This window comes from Maritalea porphyrae (genome assembly GCF_027213965.1).
GTDB lineage: Bacteria > Pseudomonadota > Alphaproteobacteria > Rhizobiales > Devosiaceae > Maritalea > Maritalea porphyrae_A.
The window spans coordinates 1-24,168 of sequence record NZ_JAPWGX010000009.1; the positions used below are offsets into that span (position 1 = coordinate 1).

Consider the following 24,168-nt stretch of genomic DNA (forward strand, 5'->3'; position numbering starts at 1 on the left):
CAAGATGCACGCGGGTTGCAACAACAGGCCGCCAAAGCCTATCTCAGCCACGGCAATGCAGCCGTGAAAGAACCTGACGACGAGTGGCAAGAGTTCTAAAGACCACACCATCGGTAGAATTTTGACGGCGGCATCTTTGAGATGCCGCCGTTGGTTTTTGTAGCAGTATTGCTGCGCGCTAACTGCAAATTAACCCCTTTTTGCGATAAATTATTAACTATAATTTGCGCGTTTTTGGGGGAAGCCAGTTGGATGGCTGAAGATCGTATTCGGGTCAGAGATTTGATACCGGCTTTGGGATTTAGTGGTCTTGCAGCTTTGCTTGGTGTTGTGGGCTACATGCGTGCGCCAGACCATGGCGAAATGGCCGTCGTTTTCCCTCCATGGATCGATAGCAATGTGATTGTACAATCCATTGTTCAGTCCGGCGCACAATTCGTTTCTCCCTCAAAACTACCCAGTGTTTTTGTCATCCGTTTAGAAACTGAGCAGACCAGGCGTCGCTTGAGCGAAAGTGGTGCTTTGTTGTTTGTTGCAGCCGCAGGAATATGTGGACCTGCATCAATCGCGGCGTTCGTTAAGGAGTAATTATGTCTATTGAGCAACTGCGGGCTACCGCCACAAAATATGCGATGATTTTGTGCTGTATTCTTGCTGCCTCCGTCTGCGGCATTGAATATTTTGTGCAAGGAGCACCCTCCATTGGGTCAGCCATCGCTGTTGCTGGTTTGGTTGTGCTTGGCGCGAATTTTATTATGCAGCGCAATGGCGTTGCGTTCCGCTTCGCTGCGGTTGCCGTGCTTATGGGACAGGTCATGGGCTTGCTCATTGCAGCAAAAGGCCATCCATTTCAGAGTGATATGCATATGGCATTCTTCTCTGCCTTGGCATTTTGCGCGTTGTTCTATGATCACCGCCCCATCATTCTTGGCGCGTTGTTGGTTGTGGCACATCACTTGTTTCTTGGTATGGCATTTGAAGATTTGGTTTTTTACGGCGGCGGATCCATCGAACGCGTTGCGCTACATGGAGTAATACTTGGTGGTGAAACCGTGGCTTTGGTTTGGATGATGACCAATACCCAAAAACTGCTTGGCATTGCGCAAGAGAAATCTGATCTGGCCGAGAGTGAAATGGAACGTAGAACTCAAGTTTCCGCTGAACGTGAAGCCGCACAAACCACAACAACAGAGCAACGTGAGAAAATGGTAACGGACTTGCGCGAAGCGTTTGGTGGCGTGGTACTGGCGGCCGCTGCAGGTGATTTCACACAACGAATTGACACGAACTTCCCTGATGATGAATTGAACCTTTTGGCTGACGCGGTGAATGAATTGGTGGAAACCGTGGAACGCGGGCTCTCTGATACTGGAGATGTTTTGTCCGCACTGGCCAGCTATGATCTAACCAAGCGTATGGTTGGCACTTATGAGGGCGCTTTTCTTGAGTTAAAGCAGAACACAAATACAGTGGCGGACCGCTTTGCCACATGTGTATCCCAAATCGGGGACACTTCACGCGCGCTAAAACAAGCGACCAGCGAAATATTGGCAGGTGCAAGTGACTTGTCAGAACGCACAACGCGTCAGGCGGAATCTATCCAAGAAACCTCCGCAACCACGGGTCAGTTGGCCGAAACTGTGCGCGACAATACCGAGCGGGCCAAAAAGGCACAAAGTTCAATCACCGAAGCACGTACCGTTGCAGAGCGTGGTGGGCAGGTGATGGCTGAAGCCAATGCGGCGATGCAGCGGATCACTGAATCTTCGAGCAAGATCTCAGATATTATCGGCATGATTGACGACATCGCCTTCCAAACGAATTTGTTGGCCCTAAACGCCTCTGTTGAAGCGGCACGTGCCGGTGAAGCGGGCAAGGGCTTTGCTGTCGTTGCTGTTGAGGTGCGCCGTTTGGCCCAATCGGCAGCCCAGGCCTCTTCTGAGGTGAAGGTGCTGATTGAACAATCTGCGGTTGAAGTTGATGGCGGCACCAAGCTTGTTTCCCAAGCCTCTGAAAATTTAGACGGCATTGTGACATCAGTGCGTGGTGTTACAGCCTTGATGGATGAAATTGCCCGCGAAAGCCAAGAACAAGCCTCTTCGATTGGCGAAATCTCTAAATCGATCCACGAAATGGATCAAATGACACAGCACAACGCTGCTTTGGTTCAACAAACCAACGCGTCGGTTGATAAAACACAAGCCCAAGCAACTGAGCTTGATCACATGGTTGAACGGTTCCGTATTGATGGCCGTGAGGCACGTGCAGGTGGTGCTAAAACAGTGGCCGCTTAAAGCGGATTGTAGGCGATAGCAAGCATTGCCGATCTATCGGTCAAAAACATTGCTGTAGAATATCGACCCGATTAGGTGGAAACCTGATCGGGTTTACTATATCAACGTCATGTAGTGCAGTGTTGAGGAGCAGGCTGACCTTTAAGTTGGTTTGGGCAATTACGTGAAAAAGTCACTTGGGCTTGTGGCTCATGACGAAAAAAAACAGCTTCTTGCTGACTGGTGCAAAAAGCACAGTACAAAGCTGTCGCAGCTCGATCTATATTCGACGGGCACCACGGGCAAGAAAATCATTGAATATGCAGGTCTTAGTGTGACCCGATTGGCAAGCGGCCCCATGGGCGGTGATGCACAGTTGGGGGCAATGATTGCTGAACAGCGGCTTGATGGGCTGATCTTTTTTATAGACGGCCTTGCCGCAATGCCGCACGATGTTGATGTGAAAGCGCTCATTCGTTTAGCAACGATTTACGATGTGCCTTTTGCATGCAACCAATCAACCGCGAATGCGGTGCTTGAATTGTTCTAAAGACGTAGGGATCTATTGATTGACCGATGGGTCGGTTTTGGGGCAGTTTGTAGGACAATAAACTCCGACAAGAGGGGAATTCACGGGGTGAAAAACGAAAATATGATTGAGGTACGGGGGGTCTCCAAAAGTTTTGGAGGACTGAAGGCCGTTTCAGATTGTTCGTTGCAAGTTGAAAAGGGCTCAATTACGGGCTTGATCGGGCCAAATGGCGCGGGCAAAACGACGCTTTTCAATATTGTGGCGGGTACTTTGATGCCGGATGAGGGACAAATCATCTTTAATGGTGAGGATGTGACGGCGCTTAAGCCGCACGAATTGCACACCAAAGGCATGCTGCGCACGTTCCAAATTGCACACGAGTTTTCAGCCATGACGGCGCTTGAAAACTTGATGGTGGCCGCTTCTGAACAACCGGGCGAAAGCCTTTTCCAGTCGTGGTTTAACGTCAAACATGTGGCAGAGTTCGACATGGAAGTGCGCAAGATGGCTCTTGATGTCATCGACTTTTTGCACCTAGGACACGTGAAAAACGAGTTGGCGGGCAATCTGTCAGGTGGGCAAAAGAAGCTGCTTGAACTTGGACGCACCATGATGACTGACGCAAAGGCTGTGCTTTTGGATGAGGTCGCTGCGGGCGTGAACAAGACGCTTTTGAAGGATTTGGCGAGCAATATTCAACGCATGAACAAAGAACTTGGCTACACGTTCTTTGTGATTGAGCATGACATGGATTTGATTGCAGAGCTGTGTGATCCGGTGATTGTGATGGCGCAAGGCACCAAGATTGCTGAGGGGCCGATGGAAGATATCCGCAATAATCCTGAAATTATTGAAGCCTATTTCGGCACTGCCGTGGAGGTTGCGTCATGAGTTTGTTAGACGTCAAAGACGTACATGGTGGTTATGGCGGCGCGCCAATTCTTAATGGCGTGAACATGTCGATTGAGCGCGAAGATATTGGGGTGATTGTTGGGCCAAACGGGGCCGGAAAATCAACCACATTGAAGGCCATCTTTGGATTGCTGGAAGTGACTGGCGGCTCGATCACCCTTGATGGGCATGAAGTTGCCAATCAACTGCCAGACAAGTTGGTGCCGCTAGGTCTAAGCTTTGTGCCACAAGAGTTTAACGTGTTCACCGAAATGACCGTGCACGAAAACTTGGAAATGGGCGCTTACATTCGTGAAGATGATTTCAGCGCTACGCTGGATTATGTCTATGAAATGTTCCCACCGCTCAAAGACAAGCGGAAGCAAAAAGCGGGCGAATTGTCTGGTGGTCAGCGCCAAATGGTGGCCATGGGCCGGGCTTTAATGAGCCAGCCAAAACTATTGTTGCTCGATGAACCATCTGCTGGGCTCAGCCCACGCTATATGATGGAAATCTTTGAAACGGTTGTAAACGTCAATAAGTCCGGAGTGGGCATATTGATGGTTGAGCAAAATGCACGCCAAGCACTTGAATTTGCCTCAAAAGGCTTTGTGTTGGCAGGGGGAAAAAACCGGTACACCGGAACCGGACGGCAGCTATTGGACGACCCAGAAGTCGCTCAAAGCTTCCTTGGCGGTTAGAGGGGATCTAACGCTATGAATGAATTTATATTCTTTTTGAACAAAGTGATCATTTCAGGCGCTACGCTTGGATCGGTCTATGCACTTGGTGCTGTTGGGGTGACCCTTATTTTTGGTATCTTGCGGTTTGCGCATTTTGCGCATGGCGACATGATGACCTTGGGTGCCTTTATTTCGTTTATGCTGGTTGGCATTTTCCAATCGCTTGGTATTCAAACACCTTTACCAACAGGTTTTATTGTTTTGCCATTTGCCATGGCCATTACAGCGGGTTTGGCTTTGGGGATCGACAAAGGATTTTATGAACCTTTGCGGGCCAAAGGGGTGAAAACGGTTACATTGCTGATCGCTTCGATTGGTGTGACGCTGATGTTGCAAGGTTTGATCCGCTTGTTTGCAGGCACGGCAACACGCAGTTTCTTTGAAAATGAATCCAAAGACCTGTTCCGCTTTAAACTGCCCATCGAGGGCGTTCGTTCGATCAATATATCAGAACCACAAATCCTGGTGATTGTTACAACGATCATAACGGTTCTTGTGTTGCATTTCTTTTTGACCCGCTCGCGGATCGGTAAAGGCATGCGCGCTATGGCTGACAATCCAAGCCTTGCACAAGTTTCTGGCATTAATACTGCAAGTGTTGTGCGCGCGACTTGGATTATTGCCGGCAGCTTGGCGGCAATGGCGGGTACCATGTTGGCGCTTGACGTTATCTTGAAGCCGGATCTGGCCTTCAATATCGTGTTGCCAATTTTTGCCGCAGCTGTTGTGGGTGGTCTTGGCCATTCCTATGGGGCGATTGCTGGTGGGTTCTTGATTGGCTTTGCTGAAACAATGTCTGTTTTCAATTGGTCGATCATGTTCCGTGGGTTCGACAATTTGCCCGATTGGTTCCCCAAAGATCTTTCTTTGGTGCCAACCGAGTATAAATTGACTGTGGCCTTCATCATTCTTGTTGTGGTGCTATTGGTTCGTCCACAAGGAATCTTTAAAGGAGCATCATCATGATACGTCGCGATGCGATTTTGTTTGCCGGTCTCGGAGTTCTTGTGCTTGCGCTGGCAAATTGGTTCTCTGTTCCTTACACGTTGCAAATTCTTGTTAACGCGTTTGCCTATGCGCTGATCGCGCTGGGGTTGAACGTACAATGGGGATATGCGGGGCTATTTAACTTTGGTGTGATGGGCTTTTTGATGGTGGGCGGGGCGTCGGTGACGTTCGTCTCCTATCCCCTCAACGATGCATTTTGGTCCTCAGATGGTCCGTTCATGTTGTTCAAAGCCTTGTTGGCTGCGATCGCTGGTGGTGCGCTGATTTGGGGCGTAACGCGTATGCCCAAAAAGGGTAATCTGGCCAAGCTGCGCGGCTTTTTGTTGGTGATTGCATGGGCTGTTGCCTATGTGGTTTATCGCTCTCAAATCGATCCTGCAGCGCGCTTGATTGAAGCCGAAGCTGACTTTGTTGGCGGTCTTGGCTTGCCTGCGATCTTTGGGTGGGTATTTGGCGGCATTATGGCCGGTATTATTGCCTACATCATTGGTAAAATCTGTCTTGGGCTGCGTACCGACTATCTGGCGATTGCAACCATTGGTGTTTCGGAAATTATCCGGGCGTTGATCAAGAACATGGATTGGCTCACACGGGGCACATTGACTGTGTCACCGGTGCCATGGCCCACGCCATTGCCTGCCGATATTAGCGCATCAGGCGTAGCAAGTCCTGACATGGCGATCTTGTTGGCCCGGTCGGGTTTCTTGGCTGTTGTTATGCTTTTGGTTGGGATTATTTTCTTCTTCTTGCAACGCGCATATGAGGGCCCATGGGGCCGAATGATGCGTGCGATTAGAGATAACCATATTGCTGCGGGTTCAATCGGCAAAAATGTGACCAAACGTGAGTTGGAAATCTTTGTTCTGGGTGCCGTGCTTATGGGTGTCGGTGGGGCAATTTTGACCTCTTATGTGCAATTGCTTGATCCAAGTGGCTATCAGCCGATCAACCACACCTTTATTGTGTGGGTGATGATTATTGTTGGCGGTGCGGGCAATAACTATGGTGCGCTATTTGGCGGCATTTTCATCTATATCGTATGGACCATTTCAGAACCCGCATCGGTGATCCTGTTTAGTTTCATCAGCGATATGTCCGATGGCGTTGGTATAGGTGCGATCCCTGATATTGAGTCTCGAGCCCTGCAAATGCGGGTGTTTGTGCTCGGCATGGTGATCACTCTGGCCCTGCGCTACGCGCCTCAAGGTATGATCCCTGAGCGGGTACGTACACAAGAGGGCTAGGCCTTCTGGTCACAAAGCTGAATCGAAACGCCGCTTCATTCATTTGGAGCGGCGTTTTCTTTAGATTTCGGACAAAGTTTCCAGCACGATTTGGCGGAACCAGGCGTGCGGTTTGTGTGCTGAGTTGCGGCGATGCCAAACCATATGGATTTGAGCCTGAGGTACAGGCATGGGCGGATGGTAAATTTCAAGCGCGAGCCGATCTCTAACGTGATGGGCAAAGGCCGAAGGTAAGAGCGCGATGAGTTCAGAGTTGGAAACCGCGTTGGCGACACCATTAAAAAATGGCACAGTCATGGAAATTTTGCGTTGCCGTCCAACAGCGCGCAGTGCTTGGTCGCCAACGCCTTCCATCTTCCCTTCGTTGGAAAAAAGGACATGTCCCATCGCACAATAAAGATCGAGCGGAATAACCTCTCCGGGCTTGATCTTTGCTTCTCGTATGGCCAGATTTTTTCTGTTGGCAACCACTTCGAATGGGCCAGTTATCGCTAAGCGGCTTTCTGCCCAGTCGGGCAGGTTTGTTTGCGGGATAAGGGCAAGGTCAATTTGCTCGCGCCGCATCGTGTCCAATTGGTTGTCGATAACCTGATCGACCATTTGCAGTCGGATATTCGGCGCAATATTTGAAATGATTTGGCCAAGGCGCGGCAGCAACAATTCAGCAAAGAAATCTGAACCCGAGATAACAAAGTTTGCTGTGCAGGCTTGCGGATCAAACTCGCTCGTTTGATCAATTACGCTTTCAATTGAGCGCATAATGTTATGAAGCGGCACTTGCAAATCAAGCGCCTTTTGTGTGGGCACTAGCTTTTGCCCTTCACGTACAAACAAAGGATCGTTCAAGCTAACCCTTAAACGCCCAAGGGCCGCGGATATTGCGGGTTGCGACAGGCCAATTTTTTCGCCTGCCTTTACTGTAGAGTGGGTTTCCAGCAGGGCCGCAAGCACGCGCAGCAAATTGAAATCGAAGGACAATAAATTCATTCAATGAATATAGTATATAAAATGAATCGATTTCAATTATAGATTTGTCTGCTCCAATATCCTCTCCATTCAGTTCAATAGGGGAACGTTATGATTAGGAATGTTGGTTTTTGGTTCTTTGCAGTCGCTGCTATCTGCGCATTGATTGGGATGGGGTGGGGCATTCAAATGTCTGCAACGCATAATCACGTGTTATCGCCAGCTCATGGGCACTTGAATTTGGTGGGGTGGGTGACGATGGCGTTTTTTGGGCTTTTTTATAAATTGGTGCCACAGGCGGGCGAGAGTCTCATCGCTAAGGTCCATTTGGGCGTAGCATTATTGGGGCTTATTAGCTTCGTGCCGGGTATCGCGATGGCCATTTCGGGGCAGGGCGAAACGCTGGTGAAAATTGGCTCAGCGTTGATAATTTTTTCGATGCTGATTTTTATCTTCAATGTCTTTAAGTATCGGGACGCATTTTCCGCTTAGCGGTTTGCAATGACAAACAAGACTTCATAGGGCGTGCCGTCATGCCCTATGCCACCTGACTTTTCAATGACTTCGCATCTTTGCCAAGCGGCAGCGCCTGAAAATTTGTCATTGAGCATCTTTTTTGTTGGCAGATTGTAATAACGATCGAGCTTATCGCGCCCTGCGCCTTCACCAGACTTGAAGCTGGCCATCAAAAGCCCACCGGGTTTAAGGGCTGTGTGAATTTTCTTGATGATCAGGTCAAGCTCGTCCCAAGGGGCGTGCAGCAGGCACATATTTGCCCATATGCCATCATATAGCCCGATGTCTGAAAGCTCATCAAATCGCATGATTTTGACGCGGTCGCCCAGCCGTTCAATAGCGAATTTTGCCAGCTCAGGATTGCCCTCGGTTGCGGTTACATCAAGGCCTTGGCTCTGCATGTGTTGCGCTTCCAACCCGGCGCCGCACCCGAGCTCCAGTACGCGACCTGCATTAGGCAGTGCCTCCAAAAACGAAGTTAGGGTTTTGGATGGTTTCGTGCGCCGGCTTGCATATTCTTGAGCATTGTCGGCGTAGAACTGGAAGGTTTTTGGATCATAAGACATAACCGACTAATAGCGGCTTTTCTTGATATAAAAAAGGCCCGATGCAATGCACCGGGCCTAAATTTACCTAAGTTGAACGCAAAGCTTATTTAGCTTGGCCTAGTTCAACCCATGTGCCGCCATCAACGACCATTTCAACGATCACGCCAGAAACGTCACCAGCTGCGTCGAATTCGTGGCTACCGCCGCCGCCTTCGTAGTTGATGTCTTTGCCTTCAGCGATAAGCGCTTTAGCTTTTGCCCATTCGCCTGGAAGGATAACTTCACCTGGTGCAGTTGCAACTTCACGAAGCGCTTTGTTCAAGCCTTCGCGGTCAGTTGAGCCGTGCTTTTCAAATGCCAATGCGAGCAAGAATGCAGAGTCATAAGACTGTGCACCAAATGCAGCGATTGGATCTTGGCCAGCAGCAGTTGCAAGTTCAGCATAAACGCCAGTACCTGCGCTGTCTGCGCGGCCTTGACGTGTACCGATCATGCCTTCAACTGAAGCAGCGTCGATGCCTGTTAGCAATGCATCAGCGATCATGCCATCACCACCGAAGTAGACTTCGAAGTCACCAGACTCGATTGCTTGACGAAGCATTGTTTGGCCTGAACCTGAAGCATAAGCCAATACAACAAGGTTTGTTGAACCGCCAGCAGCCAAAGAACCCAATTCAGCACGGTAGTCTGATTTGCCTTCTTCGTGTGCTTCATTGACAGTTACATCGCCACCGCCTGCTGTGTATGCAGCAGACAATGCGTCCGCAAAGCCTTTACCGTAGTCGTTGTTTACATATGAGATTGCGATGTCGTTGATGCCTTTAGCAAGCAACAAACGCGCAACAACTTCACCTTGGTAGCTGTCTGATGGACCAACGCGGAACAATAGATCATTGTCTTCAACGGTGGTTACAGCTGGTGATGAAGCTGATGGTGATACCATCACAACGCCTGCTGGAATTGCTGCAGTGTTTGCTGCTGAAATTGTTGCACCTGAACACATTGCACCAACGATGGCGTGAACGCCGTCTGCGTTGATCAAGCGATCAGCCGCGTTGGCTGCAGCTGTTGCATCGGCACATGTTGAATCGCCGATTGTGTAAGTGGCTTCGCCACCAAGAATGCCGCCCTGTTCGTTAACGTGCTGAAGCGCAAGCTTAGCTGCGTCACCCATAGGAGGAGACAATGTTTCAAGTGGACCCGTAAAACCGAACATAATGCCGATGTTTACGCCTTCAGCCATGGCAGGTGATGCAGCGCTTAGAGCTGTTGCTGCAACTGCGGCTGTGAGTGCTGTTTTAAGATGACGCATAATTTCCCTCTGACTATTTTCATCTTCTTGTTTTTGACCCAAATTTGATGCCATATGATTTAGGCAATTTTGGGTTCTCACGAGGTCGTTTTCCTCCCTCGTCTGCGCCTAACAATAAACATTTTGAAAAAAGAGTCACCTATTTTGATCGAAATTTGACGAAGTTGACGTGCTAATTTGCGTTAATTGGTTAAGTTGGGCCACATTGGCTCTAATGGTTACAAAATAAATGTCATATCATCTGGTTAGCAGTGATTGCCTGACAATCGAAAGTATTGCTGTCTGGTGAAATAAAACTAGTAAGAAGGTCCGTGTTCGGATGAAAATTGCTCTCTTTACCGTTCGGCATTTGCTTGTGATGTGCTTGGCGTTCTGCACATTATTGTTCGGCGGATATGTGCTTGCCCAGGACGCTACTGAGTTCACCGGATGCGGTGGGAAGCAAATTGTAATTGCGGATTTGCAGTGGCCTTCAGCGTCGGTTTTGGCTCACGCGCATGCCCAAATAATCGCAACCCAGTTGAAGTGCAATGCCAGTGTTGTGCGCGCGGATATTGAAAGCGCAGCGACCACTTTAAAAACAGCGCAAACCCCAACGCTAATTCCAGAAATGTGGGTAAGCCGGGTTGCGGACAAATGGAATCAAGTGATCGAAGCAAGGGCTGGGTTGGCGGCGGGCAAAAGCTATGACGTTGCGGTATTTGAGGGATGGTATGTAGCGCCGAAAGTTGTCGAAGATTTCCCAGCACTTAAACTTGTTGGCAATCTAAAAGACATGCAGGCGCTCTATCAGCTGGAGGAAAAGCCTGAGTTTATTACCTGTCCAGCCAGTTGGGCTTGCTCAATCCTAAATGAGAATATGCTCAAAGCCTTTGGTCTTTCTGCGGCTTTTAAAGTGGTTGTGCCTGAGAATAGGTTGGATATGGATCGACGGATTGGCGCAGCGGTCTCATCAAATAGGCCGACAGTTTTTTACTATTGGCAACCAAATGCACTCGCACATGATTTGGGTATGCGTGCAGTTGATCTAGGGGGGCATTCGAATGATGCGTTCACCTGCATGGGCAACAAAGGGTGTGCAGATTTTCAACCAACAGGTTTTGCAAACGAGCAGGTTGTGCTTGCGTTGGCTGATTGGGTGCGTGGAGATGCCCCTGAGTTGTTGCCCTATGCGCGCAAAGCAAACATGCCGATGAAAGTCATGGATGAATTGTTGTCTGTCCAAGTGGAAGGGCAATTCACCGCAGAACAAGTGGCTACGTATTTTATCGTAAATTATCCCGAGATATGGCAGGCATGGCTACCGGTCAATACGCAGTAAATTTTAAGTAACAGACATGTATTCGATGAAGCTGCAAATCACCATAAATAGAACTAGGTAGATAGTATTCACGAATATTTTTTGATCTTTCGATCAACATTAAATACATCTTTGTTATTTGGTTTTACAAGTATTTGGCAGTTTTAGCTGTTTTCCTGTTTTGTTCACACAAATTTGTTTCCCCAAATCGTTTGACGCTCCACATGTGCATGCCTATGCTCGGGAAAATCGCGAGAACTATTTGGGAGAAAACGCGTGGCTAACAAAATAATGAATATTCTTGCAGGGACGGCGCTTTTGGCGGCTGTATCTGCCTTCGCACCGGCGGCTATGGCTGCATCTTGCGGTACGGATAAACAAATCGACATTGCTGAAATGAACTGGCCCTCAGCTGCGGCGCTGGCGCACATTCACGCGACGATTTTGGAAAAAGGTTACGGATGTGATGTGGAAGTTGTGATTGGCGACACTGTGCCAACTTCAGCTTCTATGTTGTCCAAAGGACGTCCCGCAATTGCGCCTGAATTGTGGACTGGTACAATTCAAGAAGCGTGGGACAAAGGTTTGGCCGATGGTCAAGTAAAAGCCGCTGGGCTTGCGATTTCGGATGGTGCTGTTGAAGGTTGGTGGATCCCAGACTATGTGGCTTCTGCCAATCCGGGCTTGAAATCAGTTGATGATTTACCTCAGTTTGCTGGTCTATTTGCGGACCCAGATGAGCCTGATCAGGGCCGTTTTTATTCGTGCCCTCCAGGTTGGGGATGTGAAATCGCCAACGCAGCCTTGTTTGAAGCCTATGCACTTGAAGATAGCTTTAATCTGTTCTCACCAGGTTCTGGTGGCAATCTAGATGCTTCAATCATTCGTGCGTTCGAACGTGAAGAGCCAATTGTATTTTACTATTGGGGTCCAACGGCCATTATGGGCAAATATTCCATGGTGCAGCTGGATATGCCTGAGCACGATCCCGCAGTTTGGAAATGCAACGTGGATTCAAATTGTACGCCAAAAGGCAAGAGTGCATTTGCCACGCCGCCTGTTGTTGTTGCCACAGCGGCTTGGATTGCTGATGAGGCTCCAGTGGTATTTGAGTATTTGTCTGATGTTGCATTGAGCAACGTTCAAATCTCAAAAATGCTTGATTGGGGTTCTGCCAACAAAGCGGGTGCAGCTGAAACGGCTGAAAACTTCTTGAAAACAGAAGAAGACGTGTGGACCCAGTGGGTGCCAGCCGATGTTGCAGAAAAAGTAAAAGCCGCGCTGTAAGTGGGCAATTGAATTTAACGAACAATGGTGGCCGGACGGGATTGACCGTCCGGCCATTTTTGCATGAAGGGATTTAGGAATGTTTCCGGAGTTTGTGAACACGCGTCCATTGCGTGTTTGGATGGATGAAGGTCTGAATTGGGTGGTCCGCAATTGGGGCGATGGATTTGAAGCCGCCGCCTATCCTTCGTTGGTGATGTTGAACAAAATTGAAGATCTGCTTTTGGCTGTGCCTTGGTGGTTGATCATTTTGGCATTGGCCGCTTTGGCCTACGGGGCCACACGTCGGTTCACGCTGCCTGCGGTTGTGATCATCGGGCTTGTGTTCATGGGCATGATGGAGCTTTGGGAAGATAGTGTGAAGACCATGGCGCTGATGATTTCAGCGACGGTCACCGCGATCATTTTCTCCATTCCGTTGGGTATTGTGATGGCGCGTTCAACGTTAGTGCGCAAAATTGTTACGCCCATTTTGGATTTGATGCAGACTTTGCCCAGTTTTGTTTACCTCATCCCAACGGTGATGATTTTCGGGCCGGGCAAAATCCCAGCTCTTTTGGCGACCATCATTTATGCGGCACCCCCGCTGGTTCGATTGACGGATTTGGGTATCCGACAAGTGGCTGAAAATGTGCTTGAAGCGGCGCAAGCGTTTGGCGCATCGCCATCACAGCGCCTGTTCGGCGTGCAGATTCCATTGGCATTGCCCACCATATTAGCCGGTGTGAACCAAACCACCATGATGGCGTTGGCCATGGTTGTTATTGCCTCGATGATTGGGGCTGGTGGCCTTGGGTATCAGGTTCTGCAAGGCATTGGACGATTGGAAGTTAGTCGCGGCGTTTTTGCTGGGTTGGGCATTGTGGTGCTGGCGATCATTTTTGACCGGATCACACAGGCTTACGGCAAGCAATTACAAGAGCAAATCGGCTTGGCTGGAGGTCGCTAATGACACATGAATATAAGATTGAAATGCGAGGCGTCACCAAGATTTTTGGCCCGCAACCAGATGATGTGCTCGCCCAGCTAAAGCAGGGACGATCCAAAGATGAACTGCAGGCTGAAACGGGGCATGTGATCGGCCTGAATAATGTTGATCTGAAAGTTGAGCCAGGGCAATTGCACGTGGTGATGGGGCTTTCGGGCTCTGGCAAATCCACCTTGATCCGCCATGTGAACCGATTGATTGACCCAACAGCTGGTGAGATTTTCGTGGATGGCGAGAATGTGCTGGCGATGAGCTTGGATGAGTTGCGCACGTTCCGGCGTACCAAGATCGCTATGGTGTTCCAAAAGTTTGGCTTGATGCCGCATCGTTCGGTGATCGACAATGTGGCCTATGGGCTGGAAATTCGCGGCGTCGACAAAAAGAGCCGCCTCAAAACGGCAGAAGAATGGATCGCTACTGTTGGCCTTGAGGGCTATGAGCAATCGCGTCCGCATCAATTGTCCGGTGGACAACAACAACGTGTGGGGCTGGCTCGTGCGTTGGCGATGGACGTGGATATCTTGCTGATGGATGAAGCTTTTTCTGCGCTGGATCCGCTTATCCGATCTGGCATGCAGGATGAATTGTTGGTTTTGCAAAAAACGCTAAATAAGACCATTTTGTTCATCACGCATGATTTTGATGAAGCGCTCAAAATTGGCGATCAAGTGACGGTGTTACAAGACGGAGCGGTTATTCAATCGGGGCGGCCTGAAGATATTGTGCTGAACCCCGCCAATGCGCATGTGGAAGAATTTGTTGCTGACGTGAACCGCGCGCGCGCGATCCATGTGCACACCATCATGGAAAAAGGCGAATTTGAGCGATGCGAAGCAGGCGTGCCAATTGGTGCGTGTTGTGAGGATGTGTTGCCCTTGTTTGCCGAGCATGATTGGGTTGGGGTGAACGAAGAAGATGGCGCGCAAGTTGGCCGTTTGACCGCTAAACAGGTGATCAAAGCGCTAGCGCGGCACAGCTCTGCGGTGTAAACCTTTCCAAATGCCAACACATTTGGAGGATGACTATGTCCGCGCTGCAAAGCCGTGTCATTGACGCATGCAAACTTACAGGTGAGTTCACCACCCGCTCTGGGCAGGTGGTGAACACCTATTTTGACAAATATCAGTTCGAGGGCCGCCCCGAACTATTGCGGGACATCGTTAAAGCGCTTGCGGAAAAAATCGATATTGATTTTGACGTTTTGGCAGGTCTAGAAGTGGGGGGCATTCCTGTGGCCACGGCTTTGTCGCTCGAAATGAATAGGCCCTGCGTATTCGTACGCAAAAAAGCAAAAACCTATGGCACGGAACGCATATTCGAGGGGCCGGAGATTTCGGGTAAGCGTGTGCTTATTGTCGAAGATGTGACCACAACAGGTGGTCAGATCCTAATCTCATCAAAAGAACTTGTGGCGGCAGGTGCGGATATTGTTGGCGTGGTGTTGGTGATTGCCCGTGCGCAAGAAGCCATTGAGGCCTTGGCTGGCGCGCAGTTGCCCTTGATTGCCCTAATAACGCCCGCCGACCTTGAAGCCTTGTCCAAGTAGTAAAAGTTTTGGCGAACAAAAGCTGCTCAAAAAATGAGCAAAATCTACCCGAAAACGCGTATCTTTTGGTATGTTAGACTAAATTGTATCTATATTTCTTTTGCGTGATTGTTTTTGTTGTTACTTGCGCTTGCTAAACCTTAAAACTGCCGCCTATAACCCGTTAACACTAGTGCATCCCTATATTCAGGAGACCCTTGATGGAACTTAAAAAGATCAATGATCGGGTGAGTGTTAGCCCGCAAATCCTTGTTGAGGATATTGCTGCGATCAAGCAAGCAGGCTTTAAAACCATCATCAACAATCGTCCTGATGGCGAAGCGCCGGACCAGCCAACTTCAGCTGAGATTAAAGCTGCGGCACAAGCAGAAGGGATCAAATTTGTTGAAATCCCAATGGGTCGCGAAGGTGTGTCACCGGAGATGATTGCGCAGACGCAATCAGCTTTTGCGGGTGACGAACCTGTTTTGGCCTACTGTCGATCTGGCACCCGGTCCACAACGCTTTGGGCCTTAAGCCAAGCGGGTAAACAAGACGCGCAAGACATCATCAAAGCGGCTGCCAATGCGGGATATGACATTTCGCATCTGTCGAACCATTTGGTTCAGCAAGCCGATTAAAAACAATTTGGCGCGTCCCCACCGCGCACAAATTGAATGCCAAACTATCAACAAAATAGGATGACCTCGTCCATGAAGATCAACAAAATCCTCGTCGCCAACCGCAGTGAAATTGCGATTCGTGTGTTTCGTGCTGCCAATGAAATGGGCATTAAAACCGTTGCGGTTTTTGCCGAAGAAGACAAATTGGCACTACATCGATTTAAGGCAGACGAGTCTTATTTGATTGGACAAGGCTTGGGGCCGGTTGAGGCCTATTTGCAGATTGATGAATATATCCGCATCGCCAAATTGTCCGGCGCGGATGCTATTCACCCTGGGTACGGCCTGCTTTCTGAAAGCCCAGAATTTGTCGATGCGTGCGAAGACGCTGGCATCATCTTTATCGGGCCAAAAGCTGAAACCATGCGCGCGTTGGGCAATAAGGTTGCGGCGCGCAATATTGCGGAAAAAGCCGGGGTGCCTGTGGTGCCTGCAACCAAGCCATTGCCCGATGATATGGACGAAGTGGTGCGCTTGGCCGAAGAAGTTGGCTACCCATTGATGCTTAAAGCCAGCTGGGGCGGCGGTGGTCGTGGTATGCGCACCATCCGCGATGAAAAGGCGGTGCGTGGCGAAGTGCAAGAAGCCAAGCGCGAAGCCAAAGCAGCCTTTGGCAAAGACGAAATGTATTTTGAAAAGCTGGTCGAACGGGCACGCCATGTGGAAGTGCAATTGATCGGTGATAGTCACGGCAATTTGGTGCATTTGTTTGAGCGAGATTGCTCTGTGCAACGCCGTAACCAAAAAGTGGTTGAACGCGCGCCCGCCCCTTATCTGAGCGAAGAAGTGCGTAACGCGCTTACAGGTGCTGCGATTAAACTGGGCAATTCAACTGGCTATCGCGGTGCGGGCACGGTTGAGTTTTTGATGGATGCGGACAGCGATGCGTTCTATTTCATCGAAGTAAACCCGCGCATTCAGGTCGAACATACCGTTACTGAAGAAGTGACCGGCATTGATATTGTTAAGGCGCAAATCCGCATCGCGGAAGGCGCTGCAATTGGCGATAAAGACAGTGGTGTGCCGACCCAGAAAAACATCAAACTCAATGGCCATGCGTTGCAGTGTCGGGTAACCACTGAAGACCCGGAAGAAAACTTTATCCCAGACTATGGCCGCATCACAGCCTATCGCGGGGCGACAGGTTTTGGAGTTCGGCTTGATGGGGGCACTGCCTATTCAGGTGCGGTGATCACCCGCTATTACGATCCGCTTTTGGAAAAGGTGACCTGTTGGGCGCAAACCCCTGAAGAAGCGATTGCGCGGATGGATCGGGCATTGCGCGAGTTCCGTATTCGAGGGGTGACAACTAACCTGAATTTCCTTGAGAACATCATCACGCACCCGTCTTTCCAAGACAATAGCTACACCACACGCTTTATCGACAATACGCCTGAGCTGTTCAATTTCCCCAAGCGCCGGGACACCGCCACGAAATTGCTCACTTATGTGGCAGACGTTACGGTCAACGGGCACCCGGAAGTGAAAAACCGGCCCATGCCTCCGGCAGAAGCTGCGGCGCCAACGGTGCCAAAGTTTGAGCCTTTGACGGTTTTGGATGGCTCTCGTCAAATCCTTGAGCGTGAGGGACCAAAGGGTCTTGCGGACTGGATGAAGGCGCAAAAGCAAGTTCTGTTTACCGACACAACGATGCGCGACGGGCATCAGAGCTTATTGGCCACGCGGATGCGCACCAACGATATTACAAAGATTGCCAGTGCTTACGCGCATGGCATGCCCAACCTGTTCTCGCTTGAGTGCTGGGGCGGGGCGACATTTGATGTGTCGATGCGCTTTTTGACCGAAGACCCATGGGAGCGCCTGTCGATCATTCGCGATGAAGCCCCCAACATCCTAACGCAAATGCTTTTGCGCGGATCAAACGGGGTTGGCTACACCAATTATGCGGACAATGTGGTCAAATTCTTTGTTCAACAAGCGGCCAAAGGTGGGATTGATATTTTCCGCGTGTTCGATTGTTTGAACTGGGTTGAAAACATGCGCGTTTCAATGGACGCGGTGATTGAAGCGAACAAAGTCTGTGAAGGCGTGATTTGTTACACAGGCGACATGTTGGACCCAGATCGGGCGAAATATGACCTGAAGTATTATGTGGGTCTGGCCAAAGAACTTGAAGCCGCTGGCGCACATGTTTTGGGCCTTAAAGACATGGCTGGTTTGCTAAAACCTGCCGCGGCGACAAAACTGATCTCAACTCTTAAAGAAGAAGTTGGCTTGCCCATCCACTTCCACACCCACGACACGTCTGGCGTTGCTGCGGCCACAGTGCTTGCAGCGGTTGATGCAGGCGTTGATGCGGTTGATGCGGCAATGGACGCATTTTCTGGCACCACGTCTCAGCCTTGTTTGGGCTCGCTTGCAGCCGCCTTGCGCGGTACAGAGCGTGATCCAGAATTTGATCCTAAAACCATTCGCGAAATCTCCTTCTATTGGGAAGCGGTGCGCACACAATATCGCGCGTTTGAAAGCGATCTGCGCTCTGGTGCATCAGAGGTTTATTTGCACGAAATGCCCGGCGGGCAATTCACCAACCTTAAAGAGCAAGCACGTTCATTGGGTTTAGAATCACGCTGGCATGAGGTGGCGCAAACTTATGCGGATGTGAACCAAATGTTTGGTGACATCGTCAAGGTAACCCCATCGTCTAAAGTGGTTGGCGATATGGCGCTCTCTATGGTGTCATCCGGGTTGAACCGGACAGATGTTGAAGATCCCGCGCGTGAAGTGGCGTTCCCAGAATCAGTTGTTGGCTTCTTTGCGGGCGATTTGGGGCAGCCTCCGGGCGGGTTCCCTGCCGCGCTGCAAGCCAAAGTGCTCAAGGGCAAAAAGCCAATGGACAAACGTCCGGGCGCTTATTTGGAACCTGTGGACCTTGAAGCCAAGCGCAAAGAAGTTGAAGAACTTACGGGCCACAAAATCAATGATTTTGAATTGGCTTCCTACTTGATGTACCCAAAAGTCTTTGTGGACTTTATGTCTGCACAAGACACCTATGGGCCAACATCTGTGTTGCCGACGCCGATTTATTTTTACGGGTTGGAAGCAAATGATGAAGCGCTGGTGGATTTGGCCAAGGGCAAAACCTTGGTGATCCAACTTGTTGGCAAAACCAAGCCGAACGAAAAAGGCATGGTGCGGGTGTTCTTTGAACTCAACGGCCAACCGCGTTCTGTCTCCGTGCCTGACCGCTCTATGGCGAGCGAAATTGTGGTGCGGCCAAAAGCTGAATTGGGCAACCCCTTGCATGTTGGTGCGCCAATGCCAGGCGTTGTTTCAACTTTGGCCGTTAAGCCAGGCCAAGAAGTTAAAGCGGGCGATGTTTTGCTGTCTATTGAAGCCATGAAAATGGAAACAGCTATTCACGCTGAAATGGATGGCGTTGTTGCCGAAGTGCATGTGCAACATGGCAACCAAATCGACGCGAAAGACTTGTTGGTGCGTTTCGAGGGCTAGCCCTATTTCATCTATGAAAAACTAAAAACCGCCTCCATTTGGGGGCGGTTTTGTTTATGCACCTGCAATCCGATAATTTATCTACGCCGTTTGTGCTCTATGGTTTTTTGATATGGCGCTTGTGATGTGTTTTGGGCGTGGCGATTTGTCGTGCTGATGCGCGGTAGGCGCGACACGATCCAAGAGACAGCGAACGAGACGATGACCACATCATCCACCCAGCCAATAACTGGAATAATGTCGGTGATCAGGTCGAGGGGACTGATCACGTAAACCACCGTCAGTACTGTGAGCACTTTGAGGTAGGTTGGCGTCAGCGGGTGCCAAAATGCATGCCAAAGGGTTGTGACTTCGCGCCTGAACCGGATTAGTCTTGTCATGATCATGTGCTGCTCCCTTTTCAACCCGCAATTCCTATCGAATGCATCAATGCCATATATATAGATAGGTAAAATGGCCGCATATTCAAGTCAGCGGCCCTTTGGTTGCGTGGATGCCATATTGGGCTTATATGCTTTGAGCAATATAGGAGAGATTATGTCCGCACCGATTGAGCGCAGAAATGCTGTTGGGGTGATGGTTGGCAACGTGATGGTGGGCGGCGACGCCCCGATTGTGGTGCAATCTATGACCAACACAGACACCGCCGACATTGAAAAAACGGTTGCGCAGGTGGCCGATTTGGCCCGCGCCGGATCGGAAATCGTGCGCATTACTGTGGATCGGGACGAAGCCGCGGCGGCCGTGCCCCATATTCGGGACCGTTTGATGGCGCAGGGCATTGACGTGCCTTTGGTGGGGGATTTCCACTATATTGGGCACACGCTTTTGTCGGAACACCCAGCTTGTGCTGAGGCGCTGGCGAAATACCGGATCAATCCGGGCAATGTAGGGTTTAAAGCCAAGCGCGACACGCAGTTTTCGCAAATGATCGAGATCGCCAACACTTACGATAAGCCTGTGCGCATCGGGGTAAATTGGGGGTCGCTCGACCAAGAATTGCTGACAAAGCTAATGGATGAGAACGCCAATAATGGCTCGCCTTGGAGCGCGGCGCTGGTGCAACGCGAAGCGATTATTCAATCGGCCATTCTTTCAGCGGAACGGGCAGAAGAATTGGGCATGGGGCGGGATAAAATTATCCTCTCCACCAAAGTTTCAAACGTTCAGCACCTGATCGATGTTTATAAAGACCTTGCTGCGCGCTGCGATTATGCGCTGCATTTGGGCTTAACCGAAGCGGGCATGGGCGCAAAAGGCATTGTTGCTTCCTCAGCGGCATTGGGCATTTTGTTGCAACAAGGCATTGGCGATACGATCCGCATTTCCCTGACCCCCGAACCCGATGGTGATCGCTGTTTGGAAGTGGAAGTGGCGCAGCAACTCCTGCAAACCATGGGCTTTCGTCAGTTCTTGCCCGTTGTCACCGCTTGTCCGGGCTGTGGGCGCACCACTTCAACCGTGTTCCAGCAATTGGCCAAGGATATTCAAGATCACCTCAATACCTCCATGCCAATATGGCGAGAAAAATACCCCGGCGTTGAAGGCATGAGCGTTGCGGTGATGGGCTGCATCGTTAACGGGCCGGGCGAATCAAAACATGCCGACATTGGCATTTCACTGCCCGGCACCGGCGAAACACCCGCGGCACCTGTGTTTATTGACGGGCAAAAAGCCAAAACCTTGCGCGGCGCAGATATTGCGGATCAGTTTAAACTGATGGTGGCGGAATATATTGAAGAGCGATTTGGTACTTAAAGCATAAGAGGAATTATGACCGACAAAACAATTGCGCACGAACGTGTGGAAATGGCTCGCAAAGGCGAAAATCCATGGGTGATTTGCCAAATGCCGTCCGGTTGGGCGGTGATGTGCGATAAACAGGTGCAACCTGGGCAAATTATTCTTTTGTCAGACCCATGTGTTTATTCGCTCAATGATTTGAGCGGTAATGCTCGCGCTCAATATTTGGCGGATATGGCGCTGATCGGGGATGCATTGCTGGAAGCGAGCGACGCTTATCGCATTAATTACGAGATTTTGGGCAATACCGACCAAGTGCTACATGCACATATCATCCCACGTTACATGACAGAAACTGATGAGAAACGAGCGCATCCGATTTGGTTCTATGATTGGCACGGTTCTGCCGATTTCTCCGAAGAAGAATTTGGCGCATTGCGCGACAAAATCAGGGTCGCGATTGAAAAACGAATTCCCGCGGAGGTTTGACGGTTGGTTGAAGGGCTCAGCCATATCACATTTATGGTGAAAGACCTGGACCAAATGGAACAGGTCTTGGTCAATGTGCTTGATGCGAAAAAGATTTATGATAGCGGCGACAAACAATTTTCTGTTGCTAAAGAGCGTTTTTATGACATTGGCGGTATTTGGGTAGCTGTCATGATCGGCGAACCCTTGCCGACACAAACCTATAATCACGTTGCCTTCAAAATCTCAGATGATGAATATGACCAGCGTCTCGCCGCCATAAAGGCGCTAGGGTTAAAAGTTTTAGATGGTCGAAAACGCGTGGCGGGTGAAGCGAGATCAATCTATTTTTATGATTACGACAATCATTTGTTCGAATTGCACAGTGGAACGCTTAAAGAGCGTTTGCGCGCATATGCGCAATAAGCCGTTTTTTGCAATCTAACGTTTTTTCGCTAGCACCCAAAAAGAATCACCATCTTCCATTTCAGTATATTGCTGCGCATCAATCAGTTCAAAATGTTGCGCCAACCGGTCCGTTACATCTTTGATGGAGCGGTAATAAAAGGTCATGCCGTGAATTTCCATCACTTCGTCCCCAAGCCAAAATGAATGAAAAATCAGGCCCGAATCGTTGAGCGCGTCGCTTTGTTTGGTAAAGCTGAAATTCAATTGCTCATCTGAAAATTGATGCAACACTTTGTTTGAGTAGATGCAATCGAATGTGCGGTCTGTGTTGATTTTTGCCGCGTCCAGCTCAATCAAGTCCGCATCGGGGTGTTGCTTCTTGTAGCGGTCCAAAAAGTAAGTGGAATAATCCGATCCTGTCACCTTGTAGTGCTTGGCCAAAAGGTCCAGATCAACGCCCGGGCCCATGCCCAGTTCCAAAACGCTTGCACCCTTGGCCATTTGTGGTTCCAGCAAAGCAATCAGCGCGGCCCCGTCATAGCCCTTGGCCATTTTGATATAGTCTTCGGCATTCTTGGGGTCATCGTAAAAGGTCATCTATGCCTCCCGTTTGGCAAAATGCGTCACCAACTCATTCATCAAGCGCGCGCGTTCGCCGAACGGTTCTAGCAAGGCTAAGGCGCCTTGCAGTTCTTCGTTCAGCACTTCATGGGCGTGGTCCAGCCCATGGCTGGCGATTAATGTGGATTTGCCTTGGGCGGCGTCTTTGCCTGCGGTTTTGCCCAATTGTGCAGAACTTTTGGTGGCGTCCAAAATATCATCAGAGAGTTGATAAATCCGGCCTGCTGATTCTGCGAATGTAGTTAAAGTCAGCAATTCGGTGCTGCTGGCTCCTGCCATAATGGCGCCCATGCGCACTGAGGCGCGGATTATCGCGCCGGTTTTCATGGCGTGGATTAGGGAGATCGTCTCAGGATCATAGCCTTGGCGTTCCCCCTCTATGTCCCGCATTTGGCCGCCGGCCATGCCACCAACGCCTGCGCCTTGCACCAGTTCAGTGATCAGTTGGGTGCGAATGTTTGCGTCTGGGTGGGTGCGTGCATCCGCCAGCACACCAAACGCATGGGTGAGCAAACTATCCCCAGCCAGAATCGCTGTGGCGGGATCAAACGCCACATGCACGGTGGGTTGGCCGCGGCGTAAATCATCATCGTCCATATCGGGCAAATCATCATGCACGAGGGAATAACAATGAACATATTCAACCGCCGCGCCCGCCCGCACCAAATCGCCCTTCGTGTCGCCAATCAGCTCTGCGCTCAGCTTCACCAGCAATGGCCGCAAGCGTTTACCACCGTTCAGTGCCCCGTGCCGCACCGCGTTGATCAAGCGCGATGGGGCAGGGTAAGGCGAAGAAAGGTTCGATTCGCTAAGTTCACGATCAAGGAAATGCTCGACCGAGTTGGCAGAGGCTGTTATGGCATCGCTGAGGCGCATATGGTGGCTTTCAATGCAGCTTTTGTTGTTGCTTGGCGGTATCATGGTTTTAACTGTGATTGGTGCGATATTCAACAAACCACCGCATTACATTTTTTACTAGCCAAGGCGCGCTGAAAGGCGTATATACCCGCCAACTGACAAGAATTTGATGCTCAAGCGGCCCCGCGTTAGAAAATGATGAGGGGCGTTTTTGTTGAATGGAGAGACAAAATGGCAGTACCTAAGGGTAAAATATCTCGCATGAAGCGCGGTTTCCGTCGCTCTGCTGATGGACTTAAAGCAAACACATATGTGGAAGACAAGGACAGCGGCGAATTGCGTCGTCCTCACCACGTTGATCTGAAAACTGGCATGTATCGTGGACGTCAGATCTTCACACCGAAAGAAGCGTAAGCTTTTATTTCGCTGTGCAGCAGTTTAAGCCGTCTCTCTGCTAAGAGAGGCGGTTTTTTGCGTTTGGGGGTGGCGTGCACGAACGGTGAAGAAGCGTTCATTTCGATCAGCGAATTTGGGCAGGACGCTCGCGCCAATATTATCCGTCATCCCTGCGCAGGCAGGGATCCAGGCCGGAGTAAACCACGAACGCATTTGTTGGCGGATATTCTCGCCTGGATCCCGGACTAAATCCGGGATGACGCGCGCGGCGTGAGGTGAGGCGTTTTTTTGGGGGGGGGCGGCTATTCCCCAACCTCATGGTGAGCTTGTCCAACCATGACTGTCGTGCACTGCGGTCCATCCTTCGACAAGCTCTTCGATGAG

25 protein-coding genes are annotated in these 24,168 nt (G+C 50.1%); 19 read left to right on the plus strand and 6 right to left on the minus strand.

The genetic code is table 11. The features are described from left to right. The first annotated feature begins 252 nt into the window (after window positions 1-252). The 7 genes from O4H47_RS17680 to O4H47_RS17710 all read left to right on the plus strand — a co-directional run bounded on the left by O4H47_RS17680 (window position 253) and on the right by O4H47_RS17710 (window position 6,691). Window positions 253-588, plus strand: coding sequence for a hypothetical protein (locus tag O4H47_RS17680; RefSeq protein WP_269395345.1), 336 nt, complete (start codon window positions 253-255; stop codon window positions 586-588). 2 nt (window positions 589-590) lie between these two features. Next, a complete protein-coding gene (locus tag O4H47_RS17685) occupies window positions 591-2,294 on the plus strand; it encodes a methyl-accepting chemotaxis protein (RefSeq protein WP_269395346.1) in 1,704 nt (567 codons plus the stop codon). A 163-nt stretch (window positions 2,295-2,457) separates the two neighbouring features. Then, window positions 2,458-2,823: a methylglyoxal synthase gene (locus O4H47_RS17690; RefSeq protein ID WP_269395347.1), complete on the plus strand. Its 366-nt coding sequence runs from the start codon at window positions 2,458-2,460 to the stop codon at window positions 2,821-2,823. Window positions 2,824-2,925: 102 nt separating this feature from the next. After that, window positions 2,926-3,696: an ABC transporter ATP-binding protein gene (locus O4H47_RS17695; protein ID WP_269395368.1), complete on the plus strand. Its 771-nt coding sequence runs from the start codon at window positions 2,926-2,928 to the stop codon at window positions 3,694-3,696. Continuing rightward, window positions 3,693-4,397: an ABC transporter ATP-binding protein gene (locus O4H47_RS17700; RefSeq protein ID WP_367274475.1), complete on the plus strand. Its 705-nt coding sequence runs from the start codon at window positions 3,693-3,695 to the stop codon at window positions 4,395-4,397. The genes O4H47_RS17695 and O4H47_RS17700 overlap by 4 nt, the downstream gene beginning before the upstream one ends. Before the next feature lie 15 nt (window positions 4,398-4,412). Next, entirely contained in the window at window positions 4,413-5,405 is a 993-nt protein-coding gene (locus O4H47_RS17705) for a branched-chain amino acid ABC transporter permease (protein WP_269395348.1), read from the plus strand. Next, a complete protein-coding gene (locus O4H47_RS17710) occupies window positions 5,402-6,691 on the plus strand; it encodes a branched-chain amino acid ABC transporter permease (RefSeq protein WP_269395349.1) in 1,290 nt (429 codons plus the stop codon). The genes O4H47_RS17705 and O4H47_RS17710 overlap by 4 nt, the downstream gene beginning before the upstream one ends. 60 nt (window positions 6,692-6,751) lie before the next feature. On the opposite strand, the gene O4H47_RS17715 is transcribed toward O4H47_RS17710, so the two are convergent. Then, a complete protein-coding gene (locus O4H47_RS17715; RefSeq protein WP_269395350.1) occupies window positions 6,752-7,669 on the minus strand; it encodes a LysR family transcriptional regulator in 918 nt (305 codons plus the stop codon). A gap of 99 nt (window positions 7,670-7,768) precedes the next feature. Between O4H47_RS17715 and O4H47_RS17720 the strand changes: the two genes are divergently transcribed. Beyond that, a complete protein-coding gene (locus O4H47_RS17720; protein WP_269395351.1) occupies window positions 7,769-8,149 on the plus strand; it encodes a hypothetical protein in 381 nt (126 codons plus the stop codon). Here the strand turns inward: O4H47_RS17720 and O4H47_RS17725 are convergent. After that, on the minus strand, window positions 8,146-8,739 hold the full coding sequence (locus tag O4H47_RS17725; RefSeq protein WP_269395352.1) for a class I SAM-dependent methyltransferase: 594 nt from the start codon (window positions 8,737-8,739) through the stop codon (window positions 8,146-8,148). The two genes, O4H47_RS17720 and O4H47_RS17725, sit on opposite strands and share 4 nt — an antisense overlap. Window positions 8,740-8,824: 85 nt before the next feature. After that, entirely contained in the window at window positions 8,825-10,033 is a 1,209-nt protein-coding gene (locus O4H47_RS17730) for an ABC transporter substrate-binding protein (RefSeq protein ID WP_269395353.1), read from the minus strand. Window positions 10,034-10,352: 319 nt separating this feature from the next. Here O4H47_RS17730 and O4H47_RS17735 point away from each other — a divergent pair, with 319 nt between their 5' ends. From O4H47_RS17735 to pyc, 7 genes are all read left to right on the plus strand, one after another. Further along, on the plus strand, window positions 10,353-11,354 hold the full coding sequence (locus O4H47_RS17735; RefSeq protein ID WP_269395354.1) for a glycine betaine ABC transporter substrate-binding protein: 1,002 nt from the start codon (window positions 10,353-10,355) through the stop codon (window positions 11,352-11,354). A gap of 255 nt (window positions 11,355-11,609) precedes the next feature. Next, window positions 11,610-12,620 carry an ABC transporter substrate-binding protein gene (locus O4H47_RS17740; RefSeq protein ID WP_269395355.1) on the plus strand — a complete coding sequence of 337 codons (1,011 nt, stop codon included), beginning with the start codon at window positions 11,610-11,612 and terminating at the stop codon, window positions 12,618-12,620. Between the two features lie 79 nt (window positions 12,621-12,699). After that, window positions 12,700-13,569: an ABC transporter permease gene (locus tag O4H47_RS17745; protein WP_269395356.1), complete on the plus strand. Its 870-nt coding sequence runs from the start codon at window positions 12,700-12,702 to the stop codon at window positions 13,567-13,569. Then, on the plus strand, window positions 13,569-14,597 hold the full coding sequence (locus tag O4H47_RS17750) for a quaternary amine ABC transporter ATP-binding protein (RefSeq protein ID WP_269395357.1): 1,029 nt from the start codon (window positions 13,569-13,571) through the stop codon (window positions 14,595-14,597). The genes O4H47_RS17745 and O4H47_RS17750 overlap by 1 nt, the downstream gene beginning before the upstream one ends. A 35-nt stretch (window positions 14,598-14,632) precedes the next feature. Further along, window positions 14,633-15,154 (plus strand): orotate phosphoribosyltransferase, encoded by a 522-nt coding sequence (gene pyrE / locus O4H47_RS17755; RefSeq protein ID WP_269395358.1) that lies wholly within the window; start codon window positions 14,633-14,635, stop codon window positions 15,152-15,154. A 200-nt stretch (window positions 15,155-15,354) separates the two neighbouring features. Further along, window positions 15,355-15,774, plus strand: a complete 420-nt coding sequence (locus tag O4H47_RS17760; RefSeq protein ID WP_269395359.1) for a TIGR01244 family sulfur transferase — start codon at window positions 15,355-15,357, stop codon at window positions 15,772-15,774. Between the two features lie 72 nt (window positions 15,775-15,846). Then, window positions 15,847-19,290, plus strand: coding sequence for a pyruvate carboxylase (gene pyc / locus O4H47_RS17765; protein WP_269395360.1), 3,444 nt, complete (start codon window positions 15,847-15,849; stop codon window positions 19,288-19,290). A 77-nt stretch (window positions 19,291-19,367) separates the two neighbouring features. Here pyc and O4H47_RS17770 read toward each other — a convergent pair whose 3' ends face one another. Next, window positions 19,368-19,676 (minus strand): YkvA family protein, encoded by a 309-nt coding sequence (locus O4H47_RS17770; protein ID WP_269395361.1) that lies wholly within the window; start codon window positions 19,674-19,676, stop codon window positions 19,368-19,370. 151 nt (window positions 19,677-19,827) lie between these two features. Here O4H47_RS17770 and ispG point away from each other — a divergent pair, with 151 nt between their 5' ends. The 3 genes from ispG to fosX are packed head-to-tail and all read left to right on the plus strand — an operon-like array spanning window position 19,828 to window position 21,927. Continuing rightward, a complete protein-coding gene (gene ispG / locus O4H47_RS17775) occupies window positions 19,828-21,048 on the plus strand; it encodes a flavodoxin-dependent (E)-4-hydroxy-3-methylbut-2-enyl-diphosphate synthase (protein ID WP_269395362.1) in 1,221 nt (406 codons plus the stop codon). A gap of 15 nt (window positions 21,049-21,063) precedes the next feature. Then, window positions 21,064-21,522 (plus strand): HIT family protein, encoded by a 459-nt coding sequence (locus O4H47_RS17780; protein WP_269395363.1) that lies wholly within the window; start codon window positions 21,064-21,066, stop codon window positions 21,520-21,522. A 3-nt stretch (window positions 21,523-21,525) separates the two neighbouring features. Beyond that, window positions 21,526-21,927 carry a FosX/FosE/FosI family fosfomycin resistance hydrolase gene (fosX, locus tag O4H47_RS17785; RefSeq protein WP_269395364.1) on the plus strand — a complete coding sequence of 134 codons (402 nt, stop codon included), beginning with the start codon at window positions 21,526-21,528 and terminating at the stop codon, window positions 21,925-21,927. Window positions 21,928-21,942: 15 nt separating this feature from the next. Here the strand turns inward: fosX and O4H47_RS17790 are convergent, their stop codons facing one another. Together O4H47_RS17790 and O4H47_RS17795 are read right to left on the minus strand one after the other, a co-directional pair. Continuing rightward, entirely contained in the window at window positions 21,943-22,506 is a 564-nt protein-coding gene (locus tag O4H47_RS17790) for a class I SAM-dependent methyltransferase (protein ID WP_269395365.1), read from the minus strand. Then, a complete protein-coding gene (locus O4H47_RS17795; protein ID WP_269395366.1) occupies window positions 22,507-23,481 on the minus strand; it encodes a polyprenyl synthetase family protein in 975 nt (324 codons plus the stop codon). A 138-nt stretch (window positions 23,482-23,619) separates the two neighbouring features. On the opposite strand from O4H47_RS17795, the gene rpmF reads away from it, so the two are divergent. Next, on the plus strand, window positions 23,620-23,802 hold the full coding sequence (gene rpmF, locus O4H47_RS17800) for a 50S ribosomal protein L32 (protein WP_269395367.1): 183 nt from the start codon (window positions 23,620-23,622) through the stop codon (window positions 23,800-23,802). Window positions 23,803-24,168 lie beyond the last annotated feature (366 nt).

Coding starts and splice junctions, on each gene's coding strand:
- O4H47_RS17680 (WP_269395345.1), top strand. CDS start 253: ATGGCTGAAGATCGTATTCGGGTCAGAGATTTGATACCGGCTTTGGGA.
- O4H47_RS17685 (WP_269395346.1), top strand. CDS start 591: ATGTCTATTGAGCAACTGCGGGCTACCGCCACAAAATATGCGATGATT.
- O4H47_RS17695 (WP_269395368.1), top strand. CDS start 2,926: ATGATTGAGGTACGGGGGGTCTCCAAAAGTTTTGGAGGACTGAAGGCC.
- O4H47_RS17700 (WP_367274475.1), top strand. CDS start 3,693: ATGAGTTTGTTAGACGTCAAAGACGTACATGGTGGTTATGGCGGCGCG.
- O4H47_RS17705 (WP_269395348.1), top strand. CDS start 4,413: ATGAATGAATTTATATTCTTTTTGAACAAAGTGATCATTTCAGGCGCT.
- O4H47_RS17710 (WP_269395349.1), top strand. CDS start 5,402: ATGATACGTCGCGATGCGATTTTGTTTGCCGGTCTCGGAGTTCTTGTG.
- O4H47_RS17720 (WP_269395351.1), top strand. CDS start 7,769: ATGATTAGGAATGTTGGTTTTTGGTTCTTTGCAGTCGCTGCTATCTGC.
- O4H47_RS17725 (WP_269395352.1), bottom strand. CDS start 8,739: ATGTCTTATGATCCAAAAACCTTCCAGTTCTACGCCGACAATGCTCAA.
- O4H47_RS17730 (WP_269395353.1), bottom strand. CDS start 10,033: ATGCGTCATCTTAAAACAGCACTCACAGCCGCAGTTGCAGCAACAGCT.
- O4H47_RS17735 (WP_269395354.1), top strand. CDS start 10,353: ATGAAAATTGCTCTCTTTACCGTTCGGCATTTGCTTGTGATGTGCTTG.
- O4H47_RS17745 (WP_269395356.1), top strand. CDS start 12,700: ATGTTTCCGGAGTTTGTGAACACGCGTCCATTGCGTGTTTGGATGGAT.
- O4H47_RS17750 (WP_269395357.1), top strand. CDS start 13,569: ATGACACATGAATATAAGATTGAAATGCGAGGCGTCACCAAGATTTTT.
- pyrE (WP_269395358.1), top strand. CDS start 14,633: ATGTCCGCGCTGCAAAGCCGTGTCATTGACGCATGCAAACTTACAGGT.
- O4H47_RS17760 (WP_269395359.1), top strand. CDS start 15,355: ATGGAACTTAAAAAGATCAATGATCGGGTGAGTGTTAGCCCGCAAATC.
- pyc (WP_269395360.1), top strand. CDS start 15,847: ATGAAGATCAACAAAATCCTCGTCGCCAACCGCAGTGAAATTGCGATT.
- O4H47_RS17770 (WP_269395361.1), bottom strand. CDS start 19,676: ATGATCATGACAAGACTAATCCGGTTCAGGCGCGAAGTCACAACCCTT.
- ispG (WP_269395362.1), top strand. CDS start 19,828: ATGTCCGCACCGATTGAGCGCAGAAATGCTGTTGGGGTGATGGTTGGC.
- O4H47_RS17780 (WP_269395363.1), top strand. CDS start 21,064: ATGACCGACAAAACAATTGCGCACGAACGTGTGGAAATGGCTCGCAAA.
- O4H47_RS17790 (WP_269395365.1), bottom strand. CDS start 22,506: ATGACCTTTTACGATGACCCCAAGAATGCCGAAGACTATATCAAAATG.
- rpmF (WP_269395367.1), top strand. CDS start 23,620: ATGGCAGTACCTAAGGGTAAAATATCTCGCATGAAGCGCGGTTTCCGT.